The organism is Clostridium sp. 'deep sea' (assembly GCF_014931565.1).
Classification (GTDB): Bacteria; Bacillota; UBA994; order PWPR01; family PWPR01.
In genome coordinates, this window is the sequence record NZ_CP063353.1 from 176,286 (window position 1) to 203,252 (window position 26,967).

The window sequence follows — 26,967 nt, forward strand, 5'->3', positions numbered from 1 at the left end:
ATAAAAATGAGAACTAAAAAACTAATTATTATAATAGTTTTATTAGCTATTACTATGCCTGCTTTACAGGGATTTTCTGTTGAACAGTCAGTTTATTATGTAGAGTTAGGTTTGTATCAAAATCCAGAAAAAGCGTTAAATCAGTTTAGTAAATTATTAAATAAAAATATTGCTATTAATATAGATAGCTTTGGCGAATTTTATAGAGTTGTTAGTGGGTACTATAAAACATATAATGATGCAGTAAATGTAGCAAATGAAATGCAAAAATTAGGCATAAATAATGAGGTTAAAGCTACAAAATTAACTTTTAATAAACATCAAAGCACCAAAACCTATTATGTATTATTAAAAAGCTATGAACTAAGCGCTAACATTGCAGATGATTTTCAGTTGTTAAAATCTTATAATCAGGACTTTAAGCTAAGAAAAAAGAGTAAGATTATAGAGCTTTATGTTGATCAATTTTATAGTATTGATGAGGCTAATAATAAAGCCTTAGAGTTAAATAAGCTGGGATTTAACTGCTCTATTATTGAGGGTAATTTAAACAAACTTGTAGATTTTAGGCAGGTGCAAGAACTAAATAATGGTGAGAGCTTAATTAAAAACTTCATATTAAAAGAAGATCAAGTTTTAAAAGGTCTATATGGCAGTTATAGCATGTTTTTTTATAAAAACAAAAACTGGAGTATTATTAACAAGCCTTACTTTGATCTTAAATATCAGCGCAACCAGATTACGCAAAATCGTAACAGCACCATTACAGTACTGCTTAACAGCAAACCTGTGTATAGTGAAATCACCCAAGATACTAATAACATAAGGGTTTATTTTGAGCCAGATGAAATACTAAATGGTTATAACACCCTAACAATCAAATGTTTTAATAGAATAAGTAATTTACCATGTGAAGATGATTTAAATCCAGCAAATTGGTTAAAAGTTAAAGGCACTTCTTATGTCAATCTTAATTATTTAAACATAGATGATAAAACAAGCATTAGTGATTTCCCATACCCTTATATTATAAAAGGTGTAAATCAACCTCTAAATATGAAGCTAATGATTCCACCTAAAGCAAGTGAGGAGGAGTTATCAGCAGCCGCCATGTTTAGTGTGTTATTGGGTATGTTAGAAAATGAGTATGACAGCAACATAGATTTTGTAAAATACCACAAAGATATAAACCTAAATGATAATCTTGTTTTGATTTGTAAAAGAGAAAATTTACCAAATGAATATCAAAAATATTTTACTAATAAAGAGCTGCAGACTAGTGATAATAGCTTAATTAAAGAGATATATTCTCCATATAATGTCCATAAAAAGATATTGATTATTTTATTAGGCAATAGCCAGAGTTATGAAAAACTGCTTATAAACCTTAAAGACAGCAATGTAACTAAACAAATAATAGCTTCAAGCTATGAGGTAGGTGCAAATACGGTAACAAATGAGTTAACTGATAATATTGACTCAAAGATAAGCCTAAATAAAATGGGATATGTTAGTTCGTATGTTGAAGGACTGTTTAATCATAATCTGCAGTATGATTTTAGAGTTCCAGCTAGCTGGCAGCCAAATGGTGATGTAGAGTTAAATTTACATTTGAGGTATAGTGATATTTTAGATTTTAGTAAGTCTGTAGTAACAATACTTGTAAACGGTGTACCTATAGGTAGTAAGTCCTTAAAACAAGAAAAAGCAAATGATAATTTTATGAACTTTGTAATTACTAAAGATTCATTATCAAGCCTAGGTTCGTACAACATAAACGTTAAACTCTCTTTATACATTAAAGATACTTATTGTGAAACAAGAGAAAATAAAAATGTTTGGGCTTATATAGCAAATGATAGCTTTATTAATTTTCCATACAGTAATAACCCTAATATAACAATAAGTAAATATGAAGCTTTATTTATAGAGAATGAGAGCTTAAATAATACTAATATCATTTTACCAACTAATCCAACTACAGAGGAGATTAGCACAGCTTTAAGGGTTAGTAATTACTTGGGTAAATATACAAAGAGCATAGGAAATATAGGTGTTGTTTTAGGCAGTATTCCTAGCACCTTAAGTGGAAATAATATTGTTATTTATAATAATGAGAATGCCGGCAGTTTGGTAAAGGAAAGCAATAAATATGCTTTTGTAAAGTACAGTGAGGCTAATAAAATGTATGAGTCTACAGCAAAAATTGCTTTGCATGATACAAGCTATATGGGCTCTATACAAATACTACCATATAAAAATGAGACTAACTTACTGCTTATAAATGCTAAAAATGAGTATGGCTTAAAGCAAGTTAAAACGAACTTAATTAATAGCAAAGAATTAAGGTTAATGAATGGTGATGTTACTATAATTAATAAACAAGGTGTTATTAAAACAGCTATATATAATAAAAAACTACAGCAGTATTTAGCCAATGAATACAAAGATTATAAAGCAGAAAATAAAAATGGATTTAAGTTTAAGCTGAACTTTAGTAGTATGAAGGTTATTGTAATTACACTAAGTATTATGATTATAACGATAGCTACCTTTGTATATTTAAAAAGAAATAAATAATTCACCAAATATCTCTTAATCAGCTATTATGTTTACAAAAGTTAGATGTTTTATTATATCAAGGGGACTTTTAGCAAATGTTTATTACCCTCAACATTTGGGCATATAGTTATTGACAATACTATTCAATTATTATAATATGTATATCAGGAAGCGATATAGCGTGGTGCGATATAGTTTGATGCTGAATCTATATCGTGTTTTTTGAATGCTACCCACTTATATTGTAGTATGACAGAAAATAATAAATATACGGAGTGCGTAAAATGATTAAAGTCAATAATTTAAGCAAGGTTTATAAGCTTAGTAAAAAGCAAATGGCCAAGCTAAAGACAAAAGACCCCAAAAAAATTGCTGTAAATGGCATTAGTTTTGAGGCTCGAGAGAATGAGATTTTTGGTTTGTTAGGTCCTAATGGAGCAGGTAAAACAACAACTTTAAGATGTATTTCAACCTTAATTAAAGCAAGCTCAGGAGAAATCACAGTTCAAGGTTATGATGTAAAAAATCAATCACAAGAGGTAAGAAGAAAAATAGCCTTTTTAACCAATGAACTAAAGTTAGATGTTAACTTTACTCCAGAGTATACAATGATGTATTTTGGTAGTTTATATGGCTTAAGTAAAGAGGAAATAGAGACAAGAACTAAAATGTTATTTGAACATTTTGGAATTAATGATTTTAGTGATACCAAAATCGCTAAGCTTTCTACGGGTATGAAACAAAAGCTATCTATTGCAGTTAGTCTAGTTCATGATCCTGATGTAGTTATTTTTGATGAGCCGACTAATGGCCTAGACATTATTACAGCTAGAGCAGTTACAGATTATTTACAAAAGCTCAAAGCTGAAGGTAAGGTAGTAATTATTTCAACCCATATCATGAATGTTGCTTCTAAGCTATGTGATAGATTTGCCATTTTATTAGGTGGTAATATTCGTATTGTTGGCACGTTACAAGAAATACTTAAAGAAACAAATACAGATGATTTGGAAGATGCGTTTTTTAAGCTGTATTCTGAGAGCGTTAGGGGGGTAAGATAATGAAAAGTAATTTATGGATTGTTATAAAAAAAGAACTCAAAAGAGTTTTTGATGATAGGAGATTAGTTTTTACTACCTTTATTTTACCTGCTATTAGTATAGCTCTTATTTACTCTATTATGGGTAATATGATAGGCAAAATGAATAATGATATTGAAGAACACATACCTAGTGTATATGTTCAAAATGCACCAGCTAGTTTTACTAGCTTACTAAATGAAGATATGTTTAGTGATAAAATGACCTTAACAATAGTTCCGGGAGATGACTCTCTTGAGGGCATTAAGCAGAATATCCAAAATGGAGTAGCGGATTTATTAGTAGTTTTTGAGGATAATTTTGAGCAAAATGTTAGCAACTATAAAGTCGAAAAACAGGTTCCAGAAATTAAGACCTTTTACAATTCAAGTGAAGAATATTCACGTACTGCTCGTTATAATCTCTTTGGTTCTGTGTTTGGTACTTATGAAAACAGAATTGTTGGCGATCGGTTAGGTAATATGAAATATGTTAATGCTTTTGATGTAGATCGCAATCGTGAAGAGTCTGTAATAGTTGATGAGCAAAAAGCTACAGGTAAAGGTTTAGGTACTTTATTGCCAATGTTAATTACTATTTTCCTTTTTGCTGGAGGTATGGGTATTGGCATGGATATCATTGCAGGAGAAAAAGAACGAGGAACAATGGCAACATTGTTGGTTACTCCTGTAAAGCGTGAAACAATTGCTTTAGGTAAAATAATAGGATTAAGCATAGTTTCTTTTTTAAGTGCAATATCATCATTTATTGGAGTACTGGTTTCTTTGCCATTTTCATCAGTAATGTTTGGTGGAGCTAAAGGTGGTATAAATTTAGCAGCCTTGAATTTTTCTGGTTCTCAGTATTTACAGTTAGTTTTACTAATGCTTACTATGGTGGGTGTATTTGTGGGTTTAATATCACTAACCTCTATTATATCTAAAAATGTTAAAGAGGCTGGTACCTATATTGTTCCTGTATATATGTTAGTAATGGTGGCATCGTTTATGAATATGTTTAGTACAGGTACAGCTGTGATGTCGCAGTATGCAGTACCCATTTATGGAAGTGTAGTAGCAATTAAATCATTATTGAGTTTTGAACTAACTTGGTTAGCTTTTGGAGTAGTATGTGCAGTTAATATTGTATTTACAGCTGTTTTAGTATGGGCTATACGAAAGATGTTTAATAGTGAAAAGATAATGTTTGGAGTTTAATAATAGGGAGTGAAATAAATGAAAATGAATAAGCTGCTTTCTGGAGGTTTATTAATTACTGCTCTTGCTTTAATAAGTAAACAACTCTTTACATTACCTGAGTCAATTTATGGATTCTTGATGGGGTTAGGCATATCTCTAGAGATAGTCGGTATAATAAAGGCTAGATTTAAGGTTAATCCTTGTGCTGTAAAAAGAAATATCTTTAAACCTAAAATTAAAACTAATAACAATAACTAAAAAATGACCCCAGCAGTATATTCTTTTTTAGAAGATACTGCTGGGGTCTTTTCTTTTTACAATAAAAACAGCTATAAAAATAATATGCTATTTTATACCTATAATAAGCCTAGTCCCTTCATTTAGATAAATCTGCTGAGCGTGAGTGGTAGAATATAAATCTGGCAATACCTCCCTAAATAATGCTTTAATTTCACTAGGTATAGTTATAGTAAGACAATCTATTTTATCTTTCATGGATAAAACATTCTCAGATTTAAACTTACGAACTGCTGTTAAAACTTCCTTTAAACATTCGCCGAATAAGAGACTTTGATTATTCTCATTGTTGCTAAAATTCCACTGTAATAAATGAATAGACTTACATTGCTCATATTGCTCAAAATAAGACTTATATATCTTTTCAGTAATAAAAGGTGTAAATATGGCGTAAGACTTTAAGATAGCCAATAAAGTTAAATATACAGCTTGTTGAGCTGATTCTCTGTTTTCTGCACCATATAGTTGGGGTTTATAGAGTCGGTCTTTTACTAACTCTAAATAATTATCGCAATAATCCTTCCAAAAGAACTCATCAAGAGTATTTCTGGCTAACCCTATTTCATAATTATCTAAATAACCTGCAGCTGTGTTTAATGTCTTATTCAGTTTATCTAAAATCCATTGATCTTGTTTTAAAAGCCGAACATCTTTACCAACCTCAAAATCACCTAAATGCATTAAACTAAACTTAGCTGCATTCCATAGCTTAGTTATAAATCTCTTAGAAAGCTTTAAATCCTGCTCCGAAAAGGTTGTATCAGTACCTAATTTTGCAGATGCCGCCCAATATCTAACTGAATCAGCAGAGTGAGTGGCTATTAGAGTTTTGGGTTTATAACTAGAGTTGTTTTTAGATTTCCCTATTTTTTCACCTTTACGAGCTAAAACAAAACCACAAATCATTACATCTTTCCACGGAATAACTCCAAAATGATAATAGCTCTTTACAATGGTGTAGAAGGCCCATGTTCTTATAATTTCATGGGCTTGAGTACGCATAGACATGGGCAATAGTTTATTTACTATGCTATTTTTCTCACCCCATTTAGCATTAATGAGTGGGGTAACCGAAGAGGTGGCCCAAGTATCCAAAACCGCTGTTTCTGGAATAAAGCTAGTTGAGCCGCACTCACATGCCTCACTAGGATTAGTCTCTTGGGGATTTACAGGTAACTCTTCATTTTTGGCGATCTTTACTTTACCGCAGTTTTTACAATACCAAACAGGAAAAGGAACACCAAAATATCTTTGACGTGAGATACACCAGTTCCATTTTAGGTTGTTAACCCATGATAAATAACGAGCCTTCATATAGCTAGGGTTCCAGTTAATTTTATCTGCTATTTTAATAAACTCGTCTTTAGAGCTCATAATATCAATATACCATTGCTCAGATGGAATAATCTCTATCTCATGTGAACAACGCTCGTGTACTGATACATTATGTTTAATTTTTTCTGTTTTAATAAGTAAACCATGTTCCTCTAAAAGCTCAATGATTTTTTTACGGGCTTTTTTAACATGTAAACCACCAATAAAAGCAACATTATCAGCAATAAAACCTTTTTTAGTTATGGTTTTTTTATAGCTAAAATCGTATTTTTTAAACCACTCAAGGTCTTGTGTGTCACCAAAGGTGCAAAACATTACCATGCCAGAGCCTTTGTTGATATCCACGTCTTCATCAGCAATTATAGGAACCTCAAAACCATATAACGGAACAAGTGCTTTTTTTCCTATAAGATAGGAGTGTTTATTATCACTTGGATTAATCAATATTGCTAAACAGGAGTTTAAAAGCTCGGGTCTAGTAGTAGCAATACTTATTGCTTTGCTCTCTACCATAAACTTAACATGATTAAAGCTTGAACTTAACTCTTGAGTTTCAAGTTCGGCTTGGGCAATAGAGGTTTGACAATTAGTGCAATATAAAACTGGACTTTCCTCAATATAGGCCTTATTTTTATGGTATAAATCAATAAATGATTTTTGTGAGATACGTTGGCATTCTGGTGAAATAGTTCTGTACAATAAATTCCAATCACAACTAAAGCCTAAAGACTGCCATAATTCTTTAAACTCATTTTCATAATAATCTACTGTGTTTAAACATAGCTTAGTAAATTCACTGCGTTTTAGTTCACTAGCCTTAACTTTATGTTCATTTTCAACTAAACGTTCTGTAGGTAATCCATTGTCATCAAAGCCAAAAGGGTAAAAAACATTAAAGCCTCTCATACGTTTGTACCTAGCAATCATTTCAGCTTGTGTATAAGAGAAGATATGACCGATGTGTAGTTTACCGCTGACTGTTGGAGGAGGAGTATCTATGGAGTAAATTTCTTTGTTATTCTCATTAATATTAAACTTATAGACGTCTTCATTTTCCCAAAATTCTCTTAATGCTACTTCAGTAATCATTGGCTTATATTTCTTTTCTAACATCTTTACCACTCCTTTTTTTAGTATAAAAAAATCCTCAATCCTATAAAAGGACGAAGATATTCCGCGGTACCACCTTAATTCATAATTAAATGCACTTAATTATCCATAACGGAGAAATCCGATGAGTTCTACTACCTAAAAGGCTTCTTCTCATAGCTAAGAGACGACTTCATTAATCTCTTCATAGGATATTGCACCAAACTATCCCTCTCTAAAAATCCAAGATATAATTACTACTTCTCTTTAATAACCTATAAAAGTATTGATTTGCTAAATAATATAATATGTATTTTAAGAAATGTCAAATTTTATTTCTATATTGTTGTTATTACTAACTTATTATGGATTTAAAATAAGTATTTATTTTTAAATTAATTGAACATATGTGTAAAATATTTTCCTAAAATTATTGATTTTAATGTATTTGTGGTGTAAAATTAATTAACGATATTGATAATTATTATCAATAAATTCAATCTATATTATAGGTGGGGAGAAATAATGAAAAAAGCATTTTGTATGTTTATGGTAGTAGCAGTTTTACTTTCTTTTTCGGGGTGTAAAAATAGCGAGGTAGCTAACCAAGATAACTCAAAAATATTGGTTTATTTATCTGGTCCAGAGCAAATGTTAACCAAGCTTGAGCAAGAGTTTGAAAACGAATATGGTGATGTTTGCGACTTTTTAATTATGAGTTGTGGGCAAGTTAAAAGTAAAATCTTTACTGAAAAAGAGGCTGGTAAAATAGAGGCAGATATTGTTTGGGGATCTGACCCAGCAGTATATAATCTTTTAGATAATGAGGATTTATTTGATCCCATAGCCATTGAAGAACAAGACAAAATTCAAGATAAGTACATAGTAGAGAAAAATTATGTTTTAACTAGTGAAAGATATGTAGCTATTCTTTATAATAAAAACAAACTTAAAGACAAAGACTTAGTAACTAGTTTTGCAGATTTAGCAAAAGAAGAATATAAAAACTCATTAGTTATGGCAGATGCAAATCAGTCTGCTACTGCTTTAGGAATTGCTGCTTCTCTTTATCAAATTATGGGCAATGACATGACTTACTTCGAAAACTTAAAAAGAAATGGAGCTATGTTAACTAAATCAAATGGCCAAGTCCCATCTAAAATTATGGAGGGAGAATATGATTTAGGTATAGGCCCTCACGATTCTGTTATAAGGTTAAAGAAAAAAGCAAAAAAAGAAGAATTTTCCATGCCGGTAGAAATAGCTTGGCCAAGCGAGGGCATCATTGCTATTGATAGGCCAATGGCTATTGTTAAAAAAGATAGTAGAAGTACTGAAAAGGATGAGTTGTGTCAGAAATTTGTTAACTTTATATTATCTAAAAAGGCACAAACTATAGCCTATAATGCTGGATTTGTAAGTGTAAGAACAGATATAGAAAACAAGTATCTACCAGAAGATGCTAAAGTCTTTAATATAGACTGGGAGAAGGCTACCGAGAATGAAAGCAAGTTTAAAAAAGACTACCAAAACATTTTCAAATAATAAAGTGAATAATACAAGATTACGTTTTTCAATGAAAAACGTAATCTTGTTATTTATATTAATATTATTAATAAGCCTTGTTTTGTATCCTCTATTAGTATTAGTAATTAAAACCTTACTAATTAATGGTAAACTGAATCTTAAAAGTATCTTACAGGCCTTTGATGCGGGGGCTTTAAGATCAATTACCAATACAATAGTTTTAGCTGGCTCAGTGCTAATAACGACTTGGGTTATTGGTGGTAGTTTGGCCTTTATCGTAGTAAAAACTGACTACAAATACAAAAAACTAGTTGATTTTTTTGCTTTTTTGACCTTTACTATACCATCATATATTCTTGGTGTTTCTTGGATTCAGTTAACAAGTAAAAATGGGTATTTAGTAAGACTTGTAAAACTCTTTAATCCTAATTTTTCTATGAGTATAAAAACTTATTCATTAACTGCTTCTGTAATTGTTTTAGCTGTACATCTAGCTCCTTTAGTTTATTTTGGTATTAAAAATGCTTTAATAAGAATGGGAGACACCTTTATTAATAGTGCCAAAGTAAGTGGAATATCTAAAGTGAAAATAATTTTTACTATAGTTTTACCACTAATGTTACCAACACTAATCTCTACAGGATTATTGGTTTTTAGTAGAAGTATGGCAAATTTTGGGGTAGTGGCTCAGCTCGCTTTACCTGCTGGTAAAGAGGTTATGACAATAAGCATTTTTAGCGCATTACATAACCAAAATCTTCAGCTGGTTTGCATTTTATCTTTGTTATTAATGTTTATTTCTTTAACTATTTATCACATAATGGAGCATATTGCTAACAATAAAAAATATATTTATGATTATGCCGAAAATGTTAAGCCAACTACTATTAGCTTGGGTAAACGTAAAATACCCATTCATTTATTAATTACAAGCTACTTTAGCTTAACAATTGTGATACCTTTAGTAACTATTTTAGTTTCATCTTTTACAAAAAGATGGGGTGTTGATTTAGTACTAAAAAACTTTACATTTAATAACTATCTCAAGGTATTTAGCGGTGAAGTAGCTTTAGGTAAGGCTTTGTTAAATAGCTTGAGTTATGGAATGATTGCAAGCTTATTAGCTGTAATTTTAACTAGTTTTATACTATATATGTATAAAAACTATCAAAACAAAGCCATAAAGCTGAGCTTAACATTAGCTCAATTACCCATAGCTATTCCTAACATGATATTAGCTATAGCAGCTATTTTTGCCTGGAATAAATACCCCATAAAGTTCTATGGCACTAAGTGGATTATAATTATTACTTACACTGTACTGTTTATTCCAATTATCTTAAAACAAACCCAAGGTATAGTAAATAATATGGACAATAACTGTGAAAATTCAGCCAGAACATTAGGCATTACATTTTGGAAAAGATACTGGTATTTATACATGCCACAGGTTAAAAATACCCTTATTGCTGGTTTTTTAGCTTGTTTATTAATATCCTTTAGAGAAATACCCATATCGTTATTATTGCATACCAAAACAAGCAAAACTTTGGGGGTAATGTTGTTTAATATTCAGTCTAATTCATATGGCTTAGAAATGACCTCAACAGTTGCTGTTATAACAATTTTGTTAAGCATAATAACTAGTTTTATAGTGCAAAAACTTAATGCAAAGGTAAGTGAGAGACATGGAGTTATTAATAAAGAATCTTAAAGTTAAATATGATAAAACAGAGGTAATAAACAACCTTAGTCTTAGTTTAGATCGTAAAGAAATTTTGGCAGTAGTAGGTCCAAGTGGTTGTGGTAAAAGCACCTTATTATCTGCAATTGTTGGTTTAGTTAGACCAAATAGTGGTGAAATAAAAGTTAGAGATACTACGGTATTTTCAAGTAAGTTAGCAGTGAATATGGCTGTAGAAAAAAGAAACATTGGTTATGTATTTCAAAACTATGCTTTATGGCCTCATATGACGGTTTTTAATAATATTGCTTTTCCGTTGCGAGCAAATGGCTATAAAAAGACTGAAACCCTAACAAAAACAAATAATATTCTTAGTTTACTAAACCTAAATAAACATAAAAATAAATATCCCCATCAGTTAAGTGGGGGAGAAAAACAACGAGTTGCTTTAGGCAGGTCCTTAGTAGTTAATCCTCAATTATTATTATTAGATGAACCTTTAGCTAATATAGATGCTAATTTAAAGATTGAGTTACTAAAAGAACTTAAAATGGTTCAGCAGAGCTTAGCAATTAGTATGATATATGTAACCCATGATCAAAATGAAGCATTTGAAATAGCAGATAAAATTGCAGTAATGAACCAGGGAGAAATAAAACAAATTGATAGCCCAAAATCTCTTTATAATAAACCTAATAGCCTATTTGTGGCTAAATTTATAGGCAAAAACAATATTGTTTATAAGAATGACTATGAATCCTTAAGTATAGATTACCACTGTGAAACACCAGCTATAAGCATTAGGCCAGAAGACATACTAATTAAAGAAAACGGCAATTTGAGTGGTCGTATTACAAAAACAATTTATAGTTTAGATAGAGTTAAATACTTGGTTGATGTAAATAATACTAAATTATTAACCTATGGCAATAGTCAATATAATTATCAGGTTGGAGACAAAATAAAGCTAAAAATCAATAGGTATAATTATCTTAACTAAAAATATTTAAAGTAGCTAATCTAGAAAAGTTTAAAAATTAAACTTAGTTTTGCTTCTACCAGAGACTCAGTTTTAAAGAATATTAAGCACTAACCTGTAATAATGCCCTATCACAGGTTATGTTTTTATGTTCTAAAAAGATTAAAGGTCAGAATATTGAATTGAAAACTTCTCAAGTCAATTAAATCTCTTCCTTAGCAGTGTCTTTAACATATTAAAATAATGCTATAAACCTTTATTAACATTAGTTATGTGTAATCACATAATAATGTTATTTTGAATATGCTATATTAATATTCAAAAAGGAGTAGAACATGCAAATACATGTAGTTAGGCCCGGAGATACGTTATTTAACATAGCTAGGGCATATAGTGTTAATTTAAATAAATTGATAACAGCTAACGAAATAGCAAACCCCGATACTTTAGTAGTTGGTCAAGCACTTGTTGTACCCATTTGGGGATCATATTACTGGGTTAAACCGGGAGATAGCCTTTATAAAATAAGTAGAAAAGTTGGCATACCAGTAAAAGAAATTGCAGAGATCAATGGTATAAAAAGACCCAGAAAGTTGCCTGTAGGGTTACGCCTATATATACCACCCAAGCCAAAAATAGATAAAGAAGTTAGTGCCTACATAGACCCAAAATTTACAGCTGAGAATACAGCCAATGAGGTTATTAAGGTTGGAGATCATTTAACTTATTTAACAGTTTTTAGCTATGCAATTAATAGAGATGGAACCTTAACTGCAGTAAATGACGAGCCAGCTATAAACGCTGCGTATAGTAAAAATGTTGTTCCTTTAATGGTCATTACAAATTTTGAAGAAGGTACCTTTAGTAATGAGCTGGCTACCAAGTTTTTTAATGATGAAAATATGCAAAATGCCATACTTGATTTAGCAATAAAAATTATGGAAGAAAAAGGCTACTTAGGCTTAGATTTTGACTTAGAGTATCTTGGAGCTGAAAATAGAGAAAAGTACAATGAATTTTTAAAAAAAGCATCTGCTAAGTTAAAAGAAAAGAACTACTACTTATCTACAGCTTTAGCTCCTAAAATAACAGGGGATCAAAAAGGTACCCTGTATGAAGGACATGATTATCAAGCCCAAGGAGAAATAGTAGATTTTATCTTCTTTATGACCTATGAATGGGGCTGGTCGGGAGGCCCTCCTTTAGCAGTCTCGCCTATAACTGAAGTTAAAAAGGTTATGGACTATGCCATATCTGTTGTACCAAAAGAAAAGATAATGATGGGTATACCATTATATGGTTACGATTGGACACTGCCCTATGTAAAAGGTGGTCAATGGGCTAAATCACTAAGCCCACAACAGGCAATTGAAACAGCAGCTAAATACAATGCCAGAATAGAATATGACAGAACTTCCCAGGCCCCTTACTTTAACTATTATGATGAAAATGGTAAAAAACATATAGTTTGGTTTGAAGATGCCCGTAGTATTCAGGCTAAGTTCAACTTAGTAAAAGAGTTAGGTATTAGGGGATTCTTTTACTGGGTATTAGGATATGATTTTCCTCAAAATTGGCTATTAATAGAGGATAATTTTAATGTTAAAAAGAAAGTATAGTAACAAAAAGAAGACCTAATCAAAACTAATATAAATATATAAAAGAACTACAGATGAAGGTGCTGAGGCGTAAGGATTATCATAAACCTGCCACACCTTCATTTCACTTAGTGCACTTGATGGTTTCTAAAACATTAAATATTTACCTTAAGCTTGATTTTAAAGCCTTACATATTGTTGTTCCATAAATTTTACTCTCCATTTAGTTAAAATATTCTAAACACTAAGTGCACAAAGGGCACAAAGAGATATTAGAATTTAACATAATTGGTGGTTTAAAGAATGAGACTTTACATAGTAATTAACTAAAAAAAACTTAGTTGTAAGGATTATTTAACTGTATTTCATTAAAGTCATTAATCATCTACAAATGTTTTGATAAAGCAATTAAAATTAGTAAATTACTTTGCTAGTTTATCGCTTAAAGTTTAAGATAAATTTTTGGACTCTTAAAATTTGTATCTATAAGTTATTTAAATTTATAAGAAAACACAGTCATTTTTTATTGTCAATAGGCTGCTACATTGGCTTCTTTTTATTTCTGCTAATGCGACAGCCCCTTTTTGTAAACAGATTTTAATGTAGTATTTTTATATTCTCTATTTTTCAAAGATTAATCAAATCATTTTGGTATAAGTTTTAGGGGCACTTTATAAGTGCCTTTATTTGTTTTCGATGTTGACCTGTTTCCATTATAACTAGTTTTATGGTATCTTTATCTTAATATATGTTTAATGTGTGGTGACTAATATGAGCAAAATATTAATTGTTGAAGATGATAGAACAACTGCCATGGGAATAGAATACTCCTTACAGAGTGAAGGTTATAGTGTTGTCACTGCAACTAATTGTAGATCAGCTTTTAAAGAAATAAATAATAACAGATTTAGCTTAATACTATTAGACTTGAATTTGCCAGATGGCTCAGGTTATGAAGTATGTAAAAAAGTACGAGAAAACAGCGATACTCCTGTTATCTTTTTAACTGCTGTTGATGAAGAAACAAATGTAGTTATGGGGTTAGATTTAGGTGCTGATGATTATATTACTAAACCCTTTAGATTAAGAGAGCTTTTATCAAGAATAAAGGCCATATTACGAAGATCTCAGCGAGGTATAGAAAATAATATCAAAATTAATGATGTTGTAATTAGAGCAGATGAGGGACGAGTATTTAAAGGAGCTACGGAGATTTTTTTAACTGCTCTAGAGTATAGGCTATTATTAACAATGTTCTCCAACAAAAATAAGATATTTACCAGAGAAAATCTGTTGGCATCTATCTGGGATGTAGCAGGAAACTATGTTAACGACAATACGCTAACAGTATATATCAAGAGATTAAGAGAAAAAATAGAAGATAATCCCCATAATCCACAAATAATTAAAACTGTAAGGGGTATGGGCTACAGAGTTAACTAAGGTAAAGGTTGAAGGACAAGCATAAATGAACAACAAAAAAGAACAAAAATTAGTTTCTAAGATACTAAACAATATTGAGTTTTTAAATAACCCCAAGCTAATGAGAGCTTTATTAAGGGTAATAATCATTGCTAGTATTTTTATCAGCATGATAATTGTAATAAATTTAGCTGGTTGGGAATACAGCTTTGAGCTAACAATAGTATTAGCAATAGCTTGCTTTTGCTTTATTACCTATTACGTTTTTAAGTCGTATAAAGAAATATATCAAGAGATTAGTATTCTTTCTGATTATACTAGAGAAATAATAAATAATAATTTAGATTATGATATACGAGATAACGAAGAGGGTTATGTTAGTATCTTAAAAAATGACATCCTCAAATTATCGGGCATGTTAATTGAAAATAAAGAAAACGAAAAAAAAGAAAAAGAATATTTGGCGCAATCCTTAGCCGAGATATCACACCAGTTAAAAACACCCTTAAATTCAATGGGTATGATGGTTGACTTATTAAAGCAGGACATACCTAAAGAAAAAGAACAAGAGTTTTTATTAAACATGCAAAAGCAAGTAATAAGACTAACGTGGATTACCTCAGCCTTACTAAAAATAGCAAAGTTAGACTCTAATACTGTTGAACTAGATAAAAAAAATGTTAATGTAGCTACTTTAGTACAGAAAGCATTAGAGCCTTTGCGTATTATTATTGAGTTAAAACAACAAACTATAACAGTAAATGGTGATAACACCATAAACTATAAAGGTGATTTAAACTGGAGTGTAGAAGCCTTAACAAATATTTTAAAGAACTGTATAGAACACACCCCAAATAAAGGTAAAATTACAATTAAATTCATAAACACACCTTTGTATGTGCAAATTTTTATAGAGGACAATGGCTGTGGAATTGATAACGAAGATTTAAGTAATATTTTTCAGCGGTTTTATAAAGGAAAAAACTCTAGTCCCGATAGTGTGGGTATAGGCTTAGCAATGACTAAATCAATTATTGAAAAGCAGAGTGGGTATATAACAGCAACCAGTACAGTAGGTAAAGGAACAAAGTTTGAAATAAGATTTTATGTAACCTACTAAAGGTTTTTTACACCTTTATGTAGGTTCTTTTTTTTTGCAAGACTTAAATGACAAATTTGTCACTTAAGAGTCACTAGCTATTCATAAAATTTAACTACAATAATAACTGTTAAGAGATTGCAAGACTTAAATTGAAATATAAAGTAGTTAATAATGAGAAAGATTGAGGTTTAGTCATGGAGATATTACGTGTAGAAAATTTGTGTAAATATTACGGTAAAGGTCATACCCAAGTTAAGGCTGTAAACGATGTTAGCTTTTCTGTCAATAAAGGTGAGTTTATTGCTATAACAGGTATGTCAGGATCTGGCAAATCTACCCTAATGCATATGTTAGGAGGGGTAGATATTCCAACTTCAGGCAAGGTTATTATAGATGGTACCGATATTTACTCTTTACCGGAGAGTAAGTTAGCAATATTTAGAAGAAGACAGGTTGGTTTAATTTATCAATTTTATAATTTAATACCTATCTTAAATGTAGAAGAAAATATTACTATGCCAGTTTTATTAGATGGCAGAAAGGTTGACCAAAAACGTTTAATTAATTTACTAGATATATTGGGTTTAACAGAACGTAAAAACCACTTACCTAATCAACTTTCGGGTGGTCAGCAACAGCGTGTGTCAATTGGCAGATCATTAATCTATGATCCAGCAATTATTTTAGCAGATGAACCAACAGGCAATTTAGACAGTAAAAACTCTCAAGAAATAATCGAACACCTAAAATACTTAAATGCCAAGTATAAACAAACCCTCATTATCATAACCCATGATATGGAGATTGCTATGCAAGCAAAGAGAGTTATCACTGTACAAGATGGACGTATTGTTAAGGATGAGGTGAGGTAATAATGTCTATCTTAAATAAATATACTTGGAATTCTCTTTTAAATAACAAAAAGAGAACAATAGTAACATTGGTGGGAGTGATATTGTCCTGCGCTTTAATATGTGGAACAGTAATCATAGGTGAGAGTGTTCAGCAAATGTTAATAAAAAGCTATATAGATGCCACTGGTAATTTTCATGTTGTTTTTGATGAAATTCCGTTAAGTAAGGCAGACAATATTGTTAACTCAAAAGATACCAAAAATGTTGCTATTACAAAGAGTGTTGGTTATTCTAAACTCAGCAACTATGCCAATGACTATCGTCCCTACTTATTTGTAAATTCTTTTAATGAACAGGCATTCGATACGTTTGGAGTAAAGATAATAGAGGGTAGATTGCCCCAAAACTCAAATGAGCTAATAATCTCTGAGAATGTTATTAGTAATGGAAAAGTGGATTTTAGGGTAGGTCAAAAACTAACATTAAATTTAGGTGTAAGAAAAAGAGAAAATGATGTATTGGGTCAGAATCACCTATACGGTAAAGATACTGAGGTGTTTGAGCAACTTCAGAGCAAAGAATATACTATTGTAGGCATAATGGAGAAACTTGCAGCTAGTAATTCTATAGCTCCTGGCTACCCTGCATTAACAACCCTAAATATAGATGACACCAGCTATAGTGAAAATGTTAGTGTATTTGCTTTAATGAAGAATCCACGAAAGGTATATAAAGTTAGTGAATCATTAGCAGAGTCAGCAAGAATAAGTAAAGGTCATATTAGTTACAATAAGCAGTTATTAGCTGTGTTGGGTGTTAGCGGTAATGATGGTATGAAAAATGCTTTGATTATTATCATGGCTGTTCTTATTTCACTTATAATTGTTGCCAGTGTGGCTTTAATCTATAACTCTTTTGCTATATCTGTATCACAACGTAAAAAACAGTTTGGATTGTTAAAAAGCATAGGGGCTACTCCCAGACAACTGCGAAAAATAGTTTATAAAGAGGCTGCTTTAGTAGGTATGATTGCGATACCAATAGGAATATTATCTGGAATTTTTGCTATCTGGATAGTTTTAGCTATATCTAATCATTTATTAGTAGATGTTCTTCCTGCAAGTTATCGCTTAAACCTAGTTGTTTCGCCTTTTGTAATTATCTCATCCATTGTATTTTTAGGTGTAACCCTATTAATATCAGCATGGATACCAGCTAAAAGAGCCAGTAAAATATCACCTATAGATAATATCCGCCAAAATCAAGATATTAAAGTTAAAACAAAAAAAAGAGGCACAAAGAGTAAGCTACTAACAAAATTATTTGGTTTTGAAGCCGATTTAGCTAATAAAAGCATTAAAAGAAATAGAAAGCGTTATCGAACAACTGTATTTTCTTTAGCTATCTCAATCATCTTGTTTTTAGTATTTTCAACATTTATTAATTCATCTTTTAGAGCAATTGGTTCAGTATATGAGGTATCTGATGTTAAAGTAACTGTCTATAGTTCAGATTTAACTTACCAAAGGGCTGATTATATTCAGCAGGAATTACTTAAAGATGAAAACATAAATAGAGTTAGAATAAGTAAAACTTTAGCTATAGATAGCTATTTAGAGAAAGATAAAATCAATAACTTTATCTATGAAACCTTTGATTTTGATAATATTACCAAGGTTAATGGTTTATACCATATGCCTATTAGAACAGTAGCTATTCCAGATCAAGATATGCGAGAGTATTTAAGAGAGCTTAATATAAGTCAGCAAGAGTACTTTAATGCTAATAAACCTATTGGTATTTATATTAAAAAGACTAGATTTATTGCAGGTAAAGTGTATGAGGTTCCTGTTTTGGAAATAAGCGAGGGAGACAAAATCATTAATTTACACAATGAAGAGATTGATTTAGAGGTTGCTATAGGTAAAATTGTAGAAGAGCCACCTTTTGCAGTACCATACAGCGATGATACCCCAACTTTATTAGTTAGTAAAACAGTAGCAGACAAAATATTTACCGACTTTGCAGATAGAAAAGGAAGCTACTCTATACGTCTTGATGTTAAAGATAGCAAATCATTTGAAAATGATTTTGTGGACTCAGAACTTGGTAAAGGCTTAGCTGTTATTAACCACTATGAAAGTGTTCAAGTTTCTAAACGAATGTCGATACTGTTATCAATATTATGTTATGGCTTTATTACCGTAATAACCTTAATTGGTTTAACAAATATCTTTAACTCCATAAATACAAGTATTATGTTAAGAAGAAGAGAGTTTGCTATGCTAAAATCTGTAGGTTTATCACAAAGAGGTTTTAACAAGATGCTTAATATGGAGTCTGTTTTCTACGGAGTAGGGGCTTTAATTTGGTCATTGCCGATCGGAATGTTGTTATCTGCTATTCTTATAAAAAGCTTCCATAAGGTTATAACTACTAACCTAGGCTTATTTTATGCCTTACCATGGAAAGAGGTAGCATTTTGCTCAGTATTTATTGTATTTGTAGTAATAATAATTACTAAATATAGCACCTCAAAGATTAAAAATGACAATATAATTGAGGCTTTAAGAGCAGAGTCTATGTAAAATAATTTATGTTAATGATAGTGATATTTAAGGGAACTGTCGCATTAAGATAATAGTTTATAGATAATAAATTTTTTACCACAAAGTACACTTAAGGACACAAAGAGTCGGTATTGGATTTAGTTAAAGGAAGTTTAATGCCAGCATTTGTTTAGACTGATACTTCTATTGTAGTTTTCACTCAAAGTTTGTAATTTTGTTTTTATTAATTACAAAAAATATGGTAGAAGTAAATCAAGCAAAAATAATTATAGCAAGGCTTAAAGTTTTCATCTTTGTGTTCTTAGTGTGCTTAGTGGTTCTCTAAAAATATTATATTATTGATATGAAGTTTGATTTTTAAAGCTTTAACTAAATTTTTATAACTACTTATATTACTTAAGTTTAAGGTTAAAGAAAATCACTAATGTGATAGCCCCTTATATCTCTAGCCTATATTCCACAAAGTATTTCTACTTATACGGACAAACTTCATACTTTTGGTATTTTTCTTTATCAAAAGAACGGTATCGAACTGCTGTTGTCATACCACCTAAGGGTAGGGTTAAGTTATTACTGACATGGTGAGGTAAATGACAATGTAAGGGCCAAATACCCGGATTATTAGCAATAAACTCAATATCCCAAGTCTCGCCCGAGGAAACTAAGATAGTGTTCTTTAATAATCTATTATTTTCACAAATAATATTACCATCGGTAGCAGTTACCTCGAATTGATGCCCATGTAGGTGAATGGGGTGATTTCCCATGCCAATATTACCAAATCTTATTCTTACTCGATCTCCTTCGTCAACTACTAAATCTTTGGTATACGGAAAACAGCGGCCATTCATAGTAAAAAAGTTTTGATCCATAGCAAAGGGATTAATATCATAAACACCATTTACTAGGGTAAAAGGCGGCATGTTTTTGAGCTTAAAGGTTCCTAACATTATAAAGTAATCTTTATCTATATTATCTTCATTGGGGTCTGCAATAATAAAACCACCCTCTAAACCCATCATATCTTGTTTAACAGTAAACATATGAGCATGATACATATGGGTTCCTGGAGGGTTTGTGATTTTAAACTTGTAATCGAAATAACAGCCAGTATTAATTTGAGGTGAAGGCTCAATAGCAGGAACTCCGTCCATATTATTCGGAATATCTAAACCATGCCAATGTACGCTAGTAGCTTGAGGTAAAAGATTGTATACTCTAATACAGACATAGTCATTAGGATAAACAATAATAGTTGGCCCTGGGCTACAACCATTATAACCCCAAGCATTCATATAAATATTAGGCAAAATTTCACGTTTTACTGGTTGAGCAATTAGCTTAAAATACTTAATCCTATTCTTTTGTACATAGGGCAATATTGGAACAGAAGGAGTTATAATCATATAAACCTCCAAATAGCTTTTTAAATATATATGCCATAAAATAAATAACTAAACATATTTTAATTGAGAATTATCTATAAAAAGGTATAATTAAGTAAATAAAAAAATACTTTGAGGGTGATTAAATGGTAACTTTCGATGATTTTGCAAAGATTGATATTAGAGTTGCTGAGGTTACAAAGGTAGAATCTTTTTCCAAAGCCAGAAAACCAGCATATAAGTTATGGCTTAATTTTGGAGAAGAGTTAGGAGTAAAAAAGTCTAGCGCTCAAATTACTGAGTATTATAATCCTTCCGATTTAATTGGCAAGCAGGTTTTAGCTGTTGTTAATTTCCCACCCAGACAAATTGCAGATTTTATGTCTGAGGTGCTTGTTTTGGGTGTATATGCACAACAAGGAGTAGTTTTAGTTCAGCCTGATTTTCCAGTTGAAAAAGGAGATAGATTAGGTTAATAACAATATGTTATAGTAGTTTATTGGAGGGTTTATTATGGCATCAATAGTTTACAAGATTTATTTACTTACGATAAGAGAATTTAAACGCAATTTTAGAAATATGGCCTATATAATCACCATAATCATGCCTTTTATAATTACTATGGTATTCTTTGGAATTTTATCAGCCAAATCTGCTAGTAAAATTACCTCTTTTTCATTATTTGCAAACCTAAATATTCTTACTTTGTCAATAATCTCATTTTCATTGGCCATACTTACTGAAACAGAGAATGATGTAGGGACTCACTTAATACATTCCGGAATAAAGGTATATCAACTTGTTATTTCTAAGTGTATAGCTACTACCATTTGTATAGTGTTATATCAAGTATTTTTGGGATTAATATATCAGCTTAGTATGATTACGATAGTTAAAGTAATTGTTATTAGTATTATAGTGGCAATAGTAGTACAAGTATTAATAGCCTTAATAGGTTATAGGTGTAGTAATGAGAGCTTTATAGGCAATTCCATAACTATAATATATACCCTGTTTTTATTGGTACCAGAGTTTCAAGATTTTTACGGGATTATAAAATATACCGTAAAGATATTGCCAACATATTATAGTAAGTCTTTCATAGATTCAGCTATTGGTTTACCTGTAGAGATGAATTTTATTCACTTGTTTTTAACACTACTAATATGGCTTATGATACCTATAATGATAATGAAGAAACACTACACTAAGGTAGGCAATGAAGCATAAAGGGGTTAGTTATGGTAGACTTAAGATTTAGTAATGTATATAAATATATAAATGATAATAATAAAATTGAAAATTTTACTTTTGAGATAAACAGAGCAGAAACAGTAGCAATCCATTGCCATTTTAATGTTTCAGCTATTATGATTCAACTTATTTTAAAGGATTTAAAGCCTTCAAGTGGTAGTATAACAATAGCGGATAATACCAAAATATTAAGAGTATTTGCTGATACTGGTTATGACCCAAGAATGACAGTAAAAGAAATCATTCAATTTTATGCTAACATTAATGAAAAAACAATTTACTATACCGAGGTAGTAGATATTTTTGGTTTAAAAGAATATGAAAAAGAGCGCTTTGCTAAGTTAGCTAATACCGTAAAAATTCTTTTAGGACTTGCTGCTGCTTATGTTCAGAATCCTAATATTATAATTGTACATGAACCTACCATAAACTGGCAAAAAGCAAACCCAAATATTATCAAACGTATTATTGATTTCATTAAGTCTAAGGGCATAGGGGTGCTGATACTAACCATGCTTAAAGACGACGCTATTTGGTTAGCAGAAAAATCTTATTATGTCGGCAAACAAGGTTTAATAGAGTTTGAGCTAGATAGTGATAAACAAGAACCCTCTAAAGCAAAACTTAAAATTATAAAAATACCAGTTAAATTAGATAATAAAATACTTTTATTTAATCCGTTTGAAATAGACTATGTTGAAGCGTTTAATAATAATACCTGTATTTACGTTAGTGGCAAAGGCTATACCTGTACACTTAATATATCAGAGCTAGAAAACAGACTAGAGACCTATGGATTTTTTAGAAACCACAGATCATATTTAGTTAATTTGCAAAAAATAAAAGAGGTAGTAACATGGTCAAAAAGCTCAAACTCTTTAGTGCTTAATGATACCGTAAAAAGTACTGTTCCAATATCTAAAGCCAAGCTAGAGAGTTTAAAGCACATAATTAACATTTAATTGCCCATTTTACCCTAATATAGTGATAGTTTGCCCTGATTTAACCCTTATTCACCAGCTTTTATAGATACTGATTGTAATATAGAGTTATGATAATTGTACATTTAAGTAATTGAGGTGTGCAAAATGACAACAGGAGCATGGAAAAAGACAGTACTAAAATTTACATTAATAGCTATAGTATTTTCATGGCCATTTATGTTTTTAGTTGATGCCTGGCTAGTTTATAAATACTCTGCTTTAGGTAATCTTAAAATGGCCCTCTTAGTATTATTAGCTGGTCATAGCATAGCTATGTTAGGTCCCGCTATTGCTGGTTTTATAGTACAGTTTACAGATGTGAAAAAACCGTTTCCTAAGTGGCAATGGGGTAGAGTAAAACACTATTTATATGTAGTATTATTCTTTTTTACAGCTTGGTTAATACCTGCAATTGTAGGTATTATAATGGGTAAATTTAATCTACAACTAGGTCTTGAGTCTCATTATAAACTATATATGGTAATATATATATTTTTAGTACCATTTGCTGGTTTAGGTGAGGAATTAGGTTGGTGTAGTTTTTTGCTAACCTATCTAAAGCCATATATAGGCAAGTTCAGAGCAGTTGTTGTCTCTGGAATGATACGAGGTCTATGGCATTTACCAGTTTTATTAGGGCCACATATATATAAATATATAAAAGGAACTGAGTCATTAACAACAGTATTAATTATGACTTTAGTGTTATCTTTGCAACTTATGATTTCAAATATATTTTTTGGAGCAGCCTTTAACTGGATTTGGTTTAAAACTAAAAGCTCACCACTGTTAGGGTGGAGTCATTTTGTGGTAGATTTAGCTCGCGACTTTATTACTATAGTTGTTGTAGGTTATGCCAGTAGTAATATAGCTATGTTAGCTGCTCAACTGCCTTTAATATTAATGGGAGCCTATTATTTAGAGAAACTAAAAAAAGAAGAGGGAATCAAAGGCTTAAAGGCTTATTTTAAGTAGTAAAAATAACAAAAAGGATTTTCAACTGATTTGGCTGAGAATCCTTTTTATTGTTATTTTTATAAACCTGCCTCAATTAAAAAATACTTAAATCAAGCTCTTTAGATAAATACTCAAGTACCTTTACTCCTGCTGTACTATTTCCCTTTTCATCTAAGGCAGGGCTAAATACTCCAATACCCATTCTACCAGGTACTGCAGCCAAAATACCTCCACCTACACCTGATTTTGCAGGAATACCTACTTTAACAGCAAACTCTCCTGAGGCATCATACATACCACAGGTAACCATAAAGGTTTTTACTAAATTAGCTATATGTTTATTAACAATTTTTTCATTGTTGAGGGGGTTTAGCCCATCGGCAGCTAAAACAGCCCCTATTGTTGCTATATCCTCACAATTCACTTCAATAGAACACTGTTTAAAATAAAGCTCTAAAACTTCTTCAACATGACCCTCTAAAATACCGTTATCTTTCATAAAATTAGCTAGTGCTCTATTTCGATAGCCTGTTTCATTTTCTGATTTATATATATCGTGATTATACCACAAGCTATCATTGCCAGAAATTTTTCTAAAAAACTGAATCAATCTTTTAAATCTTTCATGAACATTGTTTCCTAAAATAAAAGAATCTATAGCTATAGCACCAGCATTAATCATAGGATTTAAGGGTTTAGATGGCTTTATTGTTTCTAGCTTAATTATAGAATTAAAAGCATCACCAGTAGGTTCCATCCCTACTTTATTAAATACAAAGTCTTCACCTCGATCTTTAATCGCTAACATTAATGCCACAGGTTTAGAAACACTTTGCATAGAAAAAGTGCTAGTATAATCTCCGCTACAATAAACGTTTCCATCCAATGTAACAATAACAGCACCTAACTGATTAGCATTTACTTTGCTAAGCTCAGGAATATAAATAGCAGGTTTACCAGATGAAATAAAGTGTTTTCCAAATTGAATTGCATCATCTAAAATCTTTTGCATGTTTTTCCCTCACAAATAAATGAAATTACGACAAATTTCTACCTAATTATTATACCATAATTTAAATTAACAATTGCACACTAAAAAATTGCTAATTATTAAATAGGACTTGACTCTCCAGCTAAGGGTTAGGTTATTATAGTTATAGAAGCGCTTCTAAAAAACTCATGGGGTGGTATTGTGTTTAAAATTGGTCAGTTTGCTAATTTAAGTCAGGTGTCGGTAAAAACCCTTAGATATTATGATGACATTGGAATATTAAGCCCAGTTAAAATTGATAAACATACAGGGTACAGATATTATGCTGCCAAACAATTATATCAGCTAAATAAAATCTTTGCCTTTAAAGATATGGGATTTTCACTGAGTGAAATTACTGACTTACTTAATAACAATGTTAATGAACCAGAAATCACAGCTATTTTACACCTAAAAAAGGCACAACTTAAGTCTGAAATACGCAATGCCAATACTAAACTTAAAAGAGTTGAAGATTTAATAAAACAATTTAAAGAGGAGCGCAATATTATGTATGATGTTTCAGTAAAAAAAGTAGAGAGCTTTAAAGTGGCTTCATATAAAGAATTGAGAAAAAACTATAGTGATCAAGGTGAGATGTGGCAGGTTTTAACAGACTATATTACAGAACACGGTGCTAAAATAGGAGCAGGCTGTTTTGTGAGTTACTATAATACTAGTCAAAATGCGGTGGAGATAGAGGTCTTTGAGCCTATCGATAAAGCTATTACCTCATCAAATTTAATTACTGTTAAAGACATGCCAGAGGTAACAGTTGCTTCTGTAATTCATAAAGGTTCTTTTACAAAGCTAAAACATGCCTATGCTTATTTAGCTGAATGGATTGAAAAAAATGATTATGAGATAATAGATGTAGCAAGAGAAATTTATCTTGCAGGTGAGTGGAATTGTGATAGTGAAGATGAGTATATTTCTGAGATTCAAATGCCTGTGAAGAAGTGTTAGTAAGAAGATATAATGATGAGTTTAGATATACAATTAGTCAATAAAATAAAAGATAAGTTTAAACAATCTCAGGTGCCCGGAATGAGTGTTAATGTTTTTAATAAAGACACTAATAAACTTCATTTATGTTTAGGTAAAGCAGATGTAACAGCAAATAAACTAGTAACAAAAAGTACAATATTTCATGCTTGTTCGATGAGCAAGATGGTGACAGCTATGGCAGTACTAAGACTAGTTCAACAGGGTTTGTTAAATTTAGAGACAAATGTTAATGAATATCTTAAAGCCTATGAAATTAAAAATTCAGATTATACCAAAATGAAAAAAGTAACATTAAGAAATCTTTTAGCACATCAAGCTGGCTTTGAAGATACAGTGGGTAGTTTTGCTGCATATAATCCACAAGATGTATTACCAACTATAGATGATTTGTTAAAAGGTAACAAATACGCTGGACAATCATTTAACATAAAATATGTTCCTGAAAGTAAATTTTCATATTCTGATGCAGGTTACTGTGTTGTAGAAAAAATTATTGAATCAGTAACGAATAAAAGTATTTCAGTTGCAATACAGGACCTAGTAATACAACCTTTAGGTTTAAAAAAGACTTTTATTTTAACATATGATCAGCTTAAAAAGTATCCACTTACCTATGAAATGGCGGTAGGTCATGATAAGTTTGGTAATGTTATTGCACATAAAAGAGCATATTATCCCTACTTAGCAAGTGCAGGATTATGGACTACCACATATGAGATGTCTGTAATATCACAGCAAATTATCAAAGCATGGAACAATGATAAAACAGCAATTTTAGATAGCAAGTTAGCAAAGCTTATGCTTAACAGTTTAGGTGAGGGGTGCAATCCTTATGTTGGGTTAGGGGTATTTTTATATGGTGAAGAGGTTAAAATGTTTCAGTCCCAGGGCTGGGGTATAGGTTTTCAATGTATGCTTTTAGCAGATGCCAATAAGGAATGTGGTGTTGTAGTTATGATTAATTGTGACCCAGGAACTGAGCAAAATCATTCCTTAGTGGGTGAAGTAATTAAAGTAATAAAACATGACTACCTTAAAATCTAAGGTTAGCTA

21 protein-coding genes and 1 other annotated feature are annotated in these 26,967 nt (G+C 31.0%); of the genes, 18 read left to right on the forward strand and 3 right to left on the reverse strand.

Going from position 1 to position 26,967, the window contains the following annotated elements; all coding sequences use genetic code 11:
- Window positions 1–6 precede the first annotated feature (6 nt).
- From IMX26_RS00885 to IMX26_RS00900, 4 genes are all read left to right on the forward strand, one after another.
- Window positions 7–2,580 (forward strand): cellulose biosynthesis cyclic di-GMP-binding regulatory protein BcsB, encoded by a 2,574-nt coding sequence (locus IMX26_RS00885; RefSeq protein ID WP_195159844.1) that lies wholly within the window; start codon window positions 7–9, stop codon window positions 2,578–2,580.
- Between the two features lie 266 nt (window positions 2,581–2,846).
- A complete protein-coding gene (locus tag IMX26_RS00890) occupies window positions 2,847–3,623 on the forward strand; it encodes an ABC transporter ATP-binding protein (RefSeq protein WP_195159845.1) in 777 nt (258 codons plus the stop codon).
- Complete coding sequence (locus tag IMX26_RS00895) at window positions 3,623–4,858, forward strand: ABC transporter permease subunit (protein WP_195159846.1); 1,236 nt, start codon at window positions 3,623–3,625, stop codon at window positions 4,856–4,858. The genes IMX26_RS00890 and IMX26_RS00895 overlap by 1 nt, the downstream gene beginning before the upstream one ends.
- 18 nt (window positions 4,859–4,876) lie before the next feature.
- Complete coding sequence (locus tag IMX26_RS00900) at window positions 4,877–5,098, forward strand: hypothetical protein (protein ID WP_195159847.1); 222 nt, start codon at window positions 4,877–4,879, stop codon at window positions 5,096–5,098.
- 87 nt (window positions 5,099–5,185) lie between these two features.
- On the opposite strand, the gene IMX26_RS00905 is transcribed toward IMX26_RS00900, so the two are convergent.
- The gene (locus IMX26_RS00905; protein ID WP_195159848.1) at window positions 5,186–7,585 is read right to left on the reverse strand and encodes a valine--tRNA ligase; all 2,400 of its coding nucleotides are present in this window, start codon (window positions 7,583–7,585) and stop codon (window positions 5,186–5,188) included.
- Between the two features lie 43 nt (window positions 7,586–7,628).
- Window positions 7,629–7,842, reverse strand: a binding site (T-box leader).
- Between the two features lie 244 nt (window positions 7,843–8,086).
- Between IMX26_RS00905 and IMX26_RS00910 the strand changes: the two genes are divergently transcribed.
- From IMX26_RS00910 to IMX26_RS00945, 8 genes are all read left to right on the forward strand, one after another.
- On the forward strand, window positions 8,087–9,106 hold the full coding sequence (locus IMX26_RS00910; protein ID WP_195159849.1) for an extracellular solute-binding protein: 1,020 nt from the start codon (window positions 8,087–8,089) through the stop codon (window positions 9,104–9,106).
- The gene (locus IMX26_RS00915; RefSeq protein WP_195159850.1) at window positions 9,063–10,802 is read left to right on the forward strand and encodes an iron ABC transporter permease; all 1,740 of its coding nucleotides are present in this window, start codon (window positions 9,063–9,065) and stop codon (window positions 10,800–10,802) included. The genes IMX26_RS00910 and IMX26_RS00915 overlap by 44 nt, the downstream gene beginning before the upstream one ends.
- Complete coding sequence (locus IMX26_RS00920) at window positions 10,777–11,772, forward strand: ABC transporter ATP-binding protein (RefSeq protein WP_195159851.1); 996 nt, start codon at window positions 10,777–10,779, stop codon at window positions 11,770–11,772. The genes IMX26_RS00915 and IMX26_RS00920 overlap by 26 nt, the downstream gene beginning before the upstream one ends.
- Window positions 11,773–12,086: 314 nt before the next feature.
- Window positions 12,087–13,370 carry a glycoside hydrolase family 18 protein gene (locus IMX26_RS00925; RefSeq protein WP_195159852.1) on the forward strand — a complete coding sequence of 428 codons (1,284 nt, stop codon included), beginning with the start codon at window positions 12,087–12,089 and terminating at the stop codon, window positions 13,368–13,370.
- 750 nt (window positions 13,371–14,120) lie between these two features.
- On the forward strand, window positions 14,121–14,792 hold the full coding sequence (locus IMX26_RS00930; protein WP_195159853.1) for a response regulator transcription factor: 672 nt from the start codon (window positions 14,121–14,123) through the stop codon (window positions 14,790–14,792).
- Window positions 14,793–14,817: 25 nt separating this feature from the next.
- Window positions 14,818–15,891, forward strand: a complete 1,074-nt coding sequence (locus tag IMX26_RS00935) for a HAMP domain-containing sensor histidine kinase (protein WP_195159854.1) — start codon at window positions 14,818–14,820, stop codon at window positions 15,889–15,891.
- A 176-nt stretch (window positions 15,892–16,067) separates the two neighbouring features.
- Complete coding sequence (locus IMX26_RS00940) at window positions 16,068–16,745, forward strand: ABC transporter ATP-binding protein (RefSeq protein ID WP_195159855.1); 678 nt, start codon at window positions 16,068–16,070, stop codon at window positions 16,743–16,745.
- 2 nt (window positions 16,746–16,747) lie between these two features.
- Window positions 16,748–19,315: an ABC transporter permease gene (locus IMX26_RS00945; protein ID WP_195159856.1), complete on the forward strand. Its 2,568-nt coding sequence runs from the start codon at window positions 16,748–16,750 to the stop codon at window positions 19,313–19,315.
- A 452-nt stretch (window positions 19,316–19,767) separates the two neighbouring features.
- On the opposite strand, the gene IMX26_RS00950 is transcribed toward IMX26_RS00945, so the two are convergent.
- Window positions 19,768–20,703 carry a multicopper oxidase domain-containing protein gene (locus tag IMX26_RS00950; RefSeq protein ID WP_195159857.1) on the reverse strand — a complete coding sequence of 312 codons (936 nt, stop codon included), beginning with the start codon at window positions 20,701–20,703 and terminating at the stop codon, window positions 19,768–19,770.
- A gap of 125 nt (window positions 20,704–20,828) precedes the next feature.
- Between IMX26_RS00950 and IMX26_RS00955 the strand changes: the two genes are divergently transcribed.
- The 4 genes from IMX26_RS00955 (at window position 20,829) to IMX26_RS00970 (ending at window position 23,894) form a co-directional block, all read left to right on the forward strand.
- Complete coding sequence (locus tag IMX26_RS00955; protein ID WP_195159858.1) at window positions 20,829–21,158, forward strand: tRNA-binding protein; 330 nt, start codon at window positions 20,829–20,831, stop codon at window positions 21,156–21,158.
- Window positions 21,159–21,195: 37 nt separating this feature from the next.
- Window positions 21,196–21,912: a hypothetical protein gene (locus tag IMX26_RS00960; protein WP_195159859.1), complete on the forward strand. Its 717-nt coding sequence runs from the start codon at window positions 21,196–21,198 to the stop codon at window positions 21,910–21,912.
- Window positions 21,913–21,923: 11 nt separating this feature from the next.
- On the forward strand, window positions 21,924–22,898 hold the full coding sequence (locus tag IMX26_RS00965; RefSeq protein WP_195159860.1) for a LytTR family transcriptional regulator DNA-binding domain-containing protein: 975 nt from the start codon (window positions 21,924–21,926) through the stop codon (window positions 22,896–22,898).
- Between the two features lie 126 nt (window positions 22,899–23,024).
- Entirely contained in the window at window positions 23,025–23,894 is an 870-nt protein-coding gene (locus IMX26_RS00970; RefSeq protein ID WP_195159861.1) for a CPBP family intramembrane glutamic endopeptidase, read from the forward strand.
- 76 nt (window positions 23,895–23,970) lie between these two features.
- On the opposite strand, the gene glsA is transcribed toward IMX26_RS00970, so the two are convergent.
- Window positions 23,971–24,888: a glutaminase A gene (gene glsA, locus IMX26_RS00975; RefSeq protein WP_195159862.1), complete on the reverse strand. Its 918-nt coding sequence runs from the start codon at window positions 24,886–24,888 to the stop codon at window positions 23,971–23,973.
- A 180-nt stretch (window positions 24,889–25,068) separates the two neighbouring features.
- Between glsA and IMX26_RS00980 the strand changes: the two genes are divergently transcribed.
- Together IMX26_RS00980 and IMX26_RS00985 are read left to right on the forward strand one after the other, a co-directional pair.
- Window positions 25,069–25,872 carry a MerR family transcriptional regulator gene (locus IMX26_RS00980; RefSeq protein ID WP_195159863.1) on the forward strand — a complete coding sequence of 268 codons (804 nt, stop codon included), beginning with the start codon at window positions 25,069–25,071 and terminating at the stop codon, window positions 25,870–25,872.
- A 15-nt stretch (window positions 25,873–25,887) separates the two neighbouring features.
- Window positions 25,888–26,958 (forward strand): serine hydrolase domain-containing protein, encoded by a 1,071-nt coding sequence (locus IMX26_RS00985; protein WP_195159864.1) that lies wholly within the window; start codon window positions 25,888–25,890, stop codon window positions 26,956–26,958.
- Window positions 26,959–26,967 lie beyond the last annotated feature (9 nt).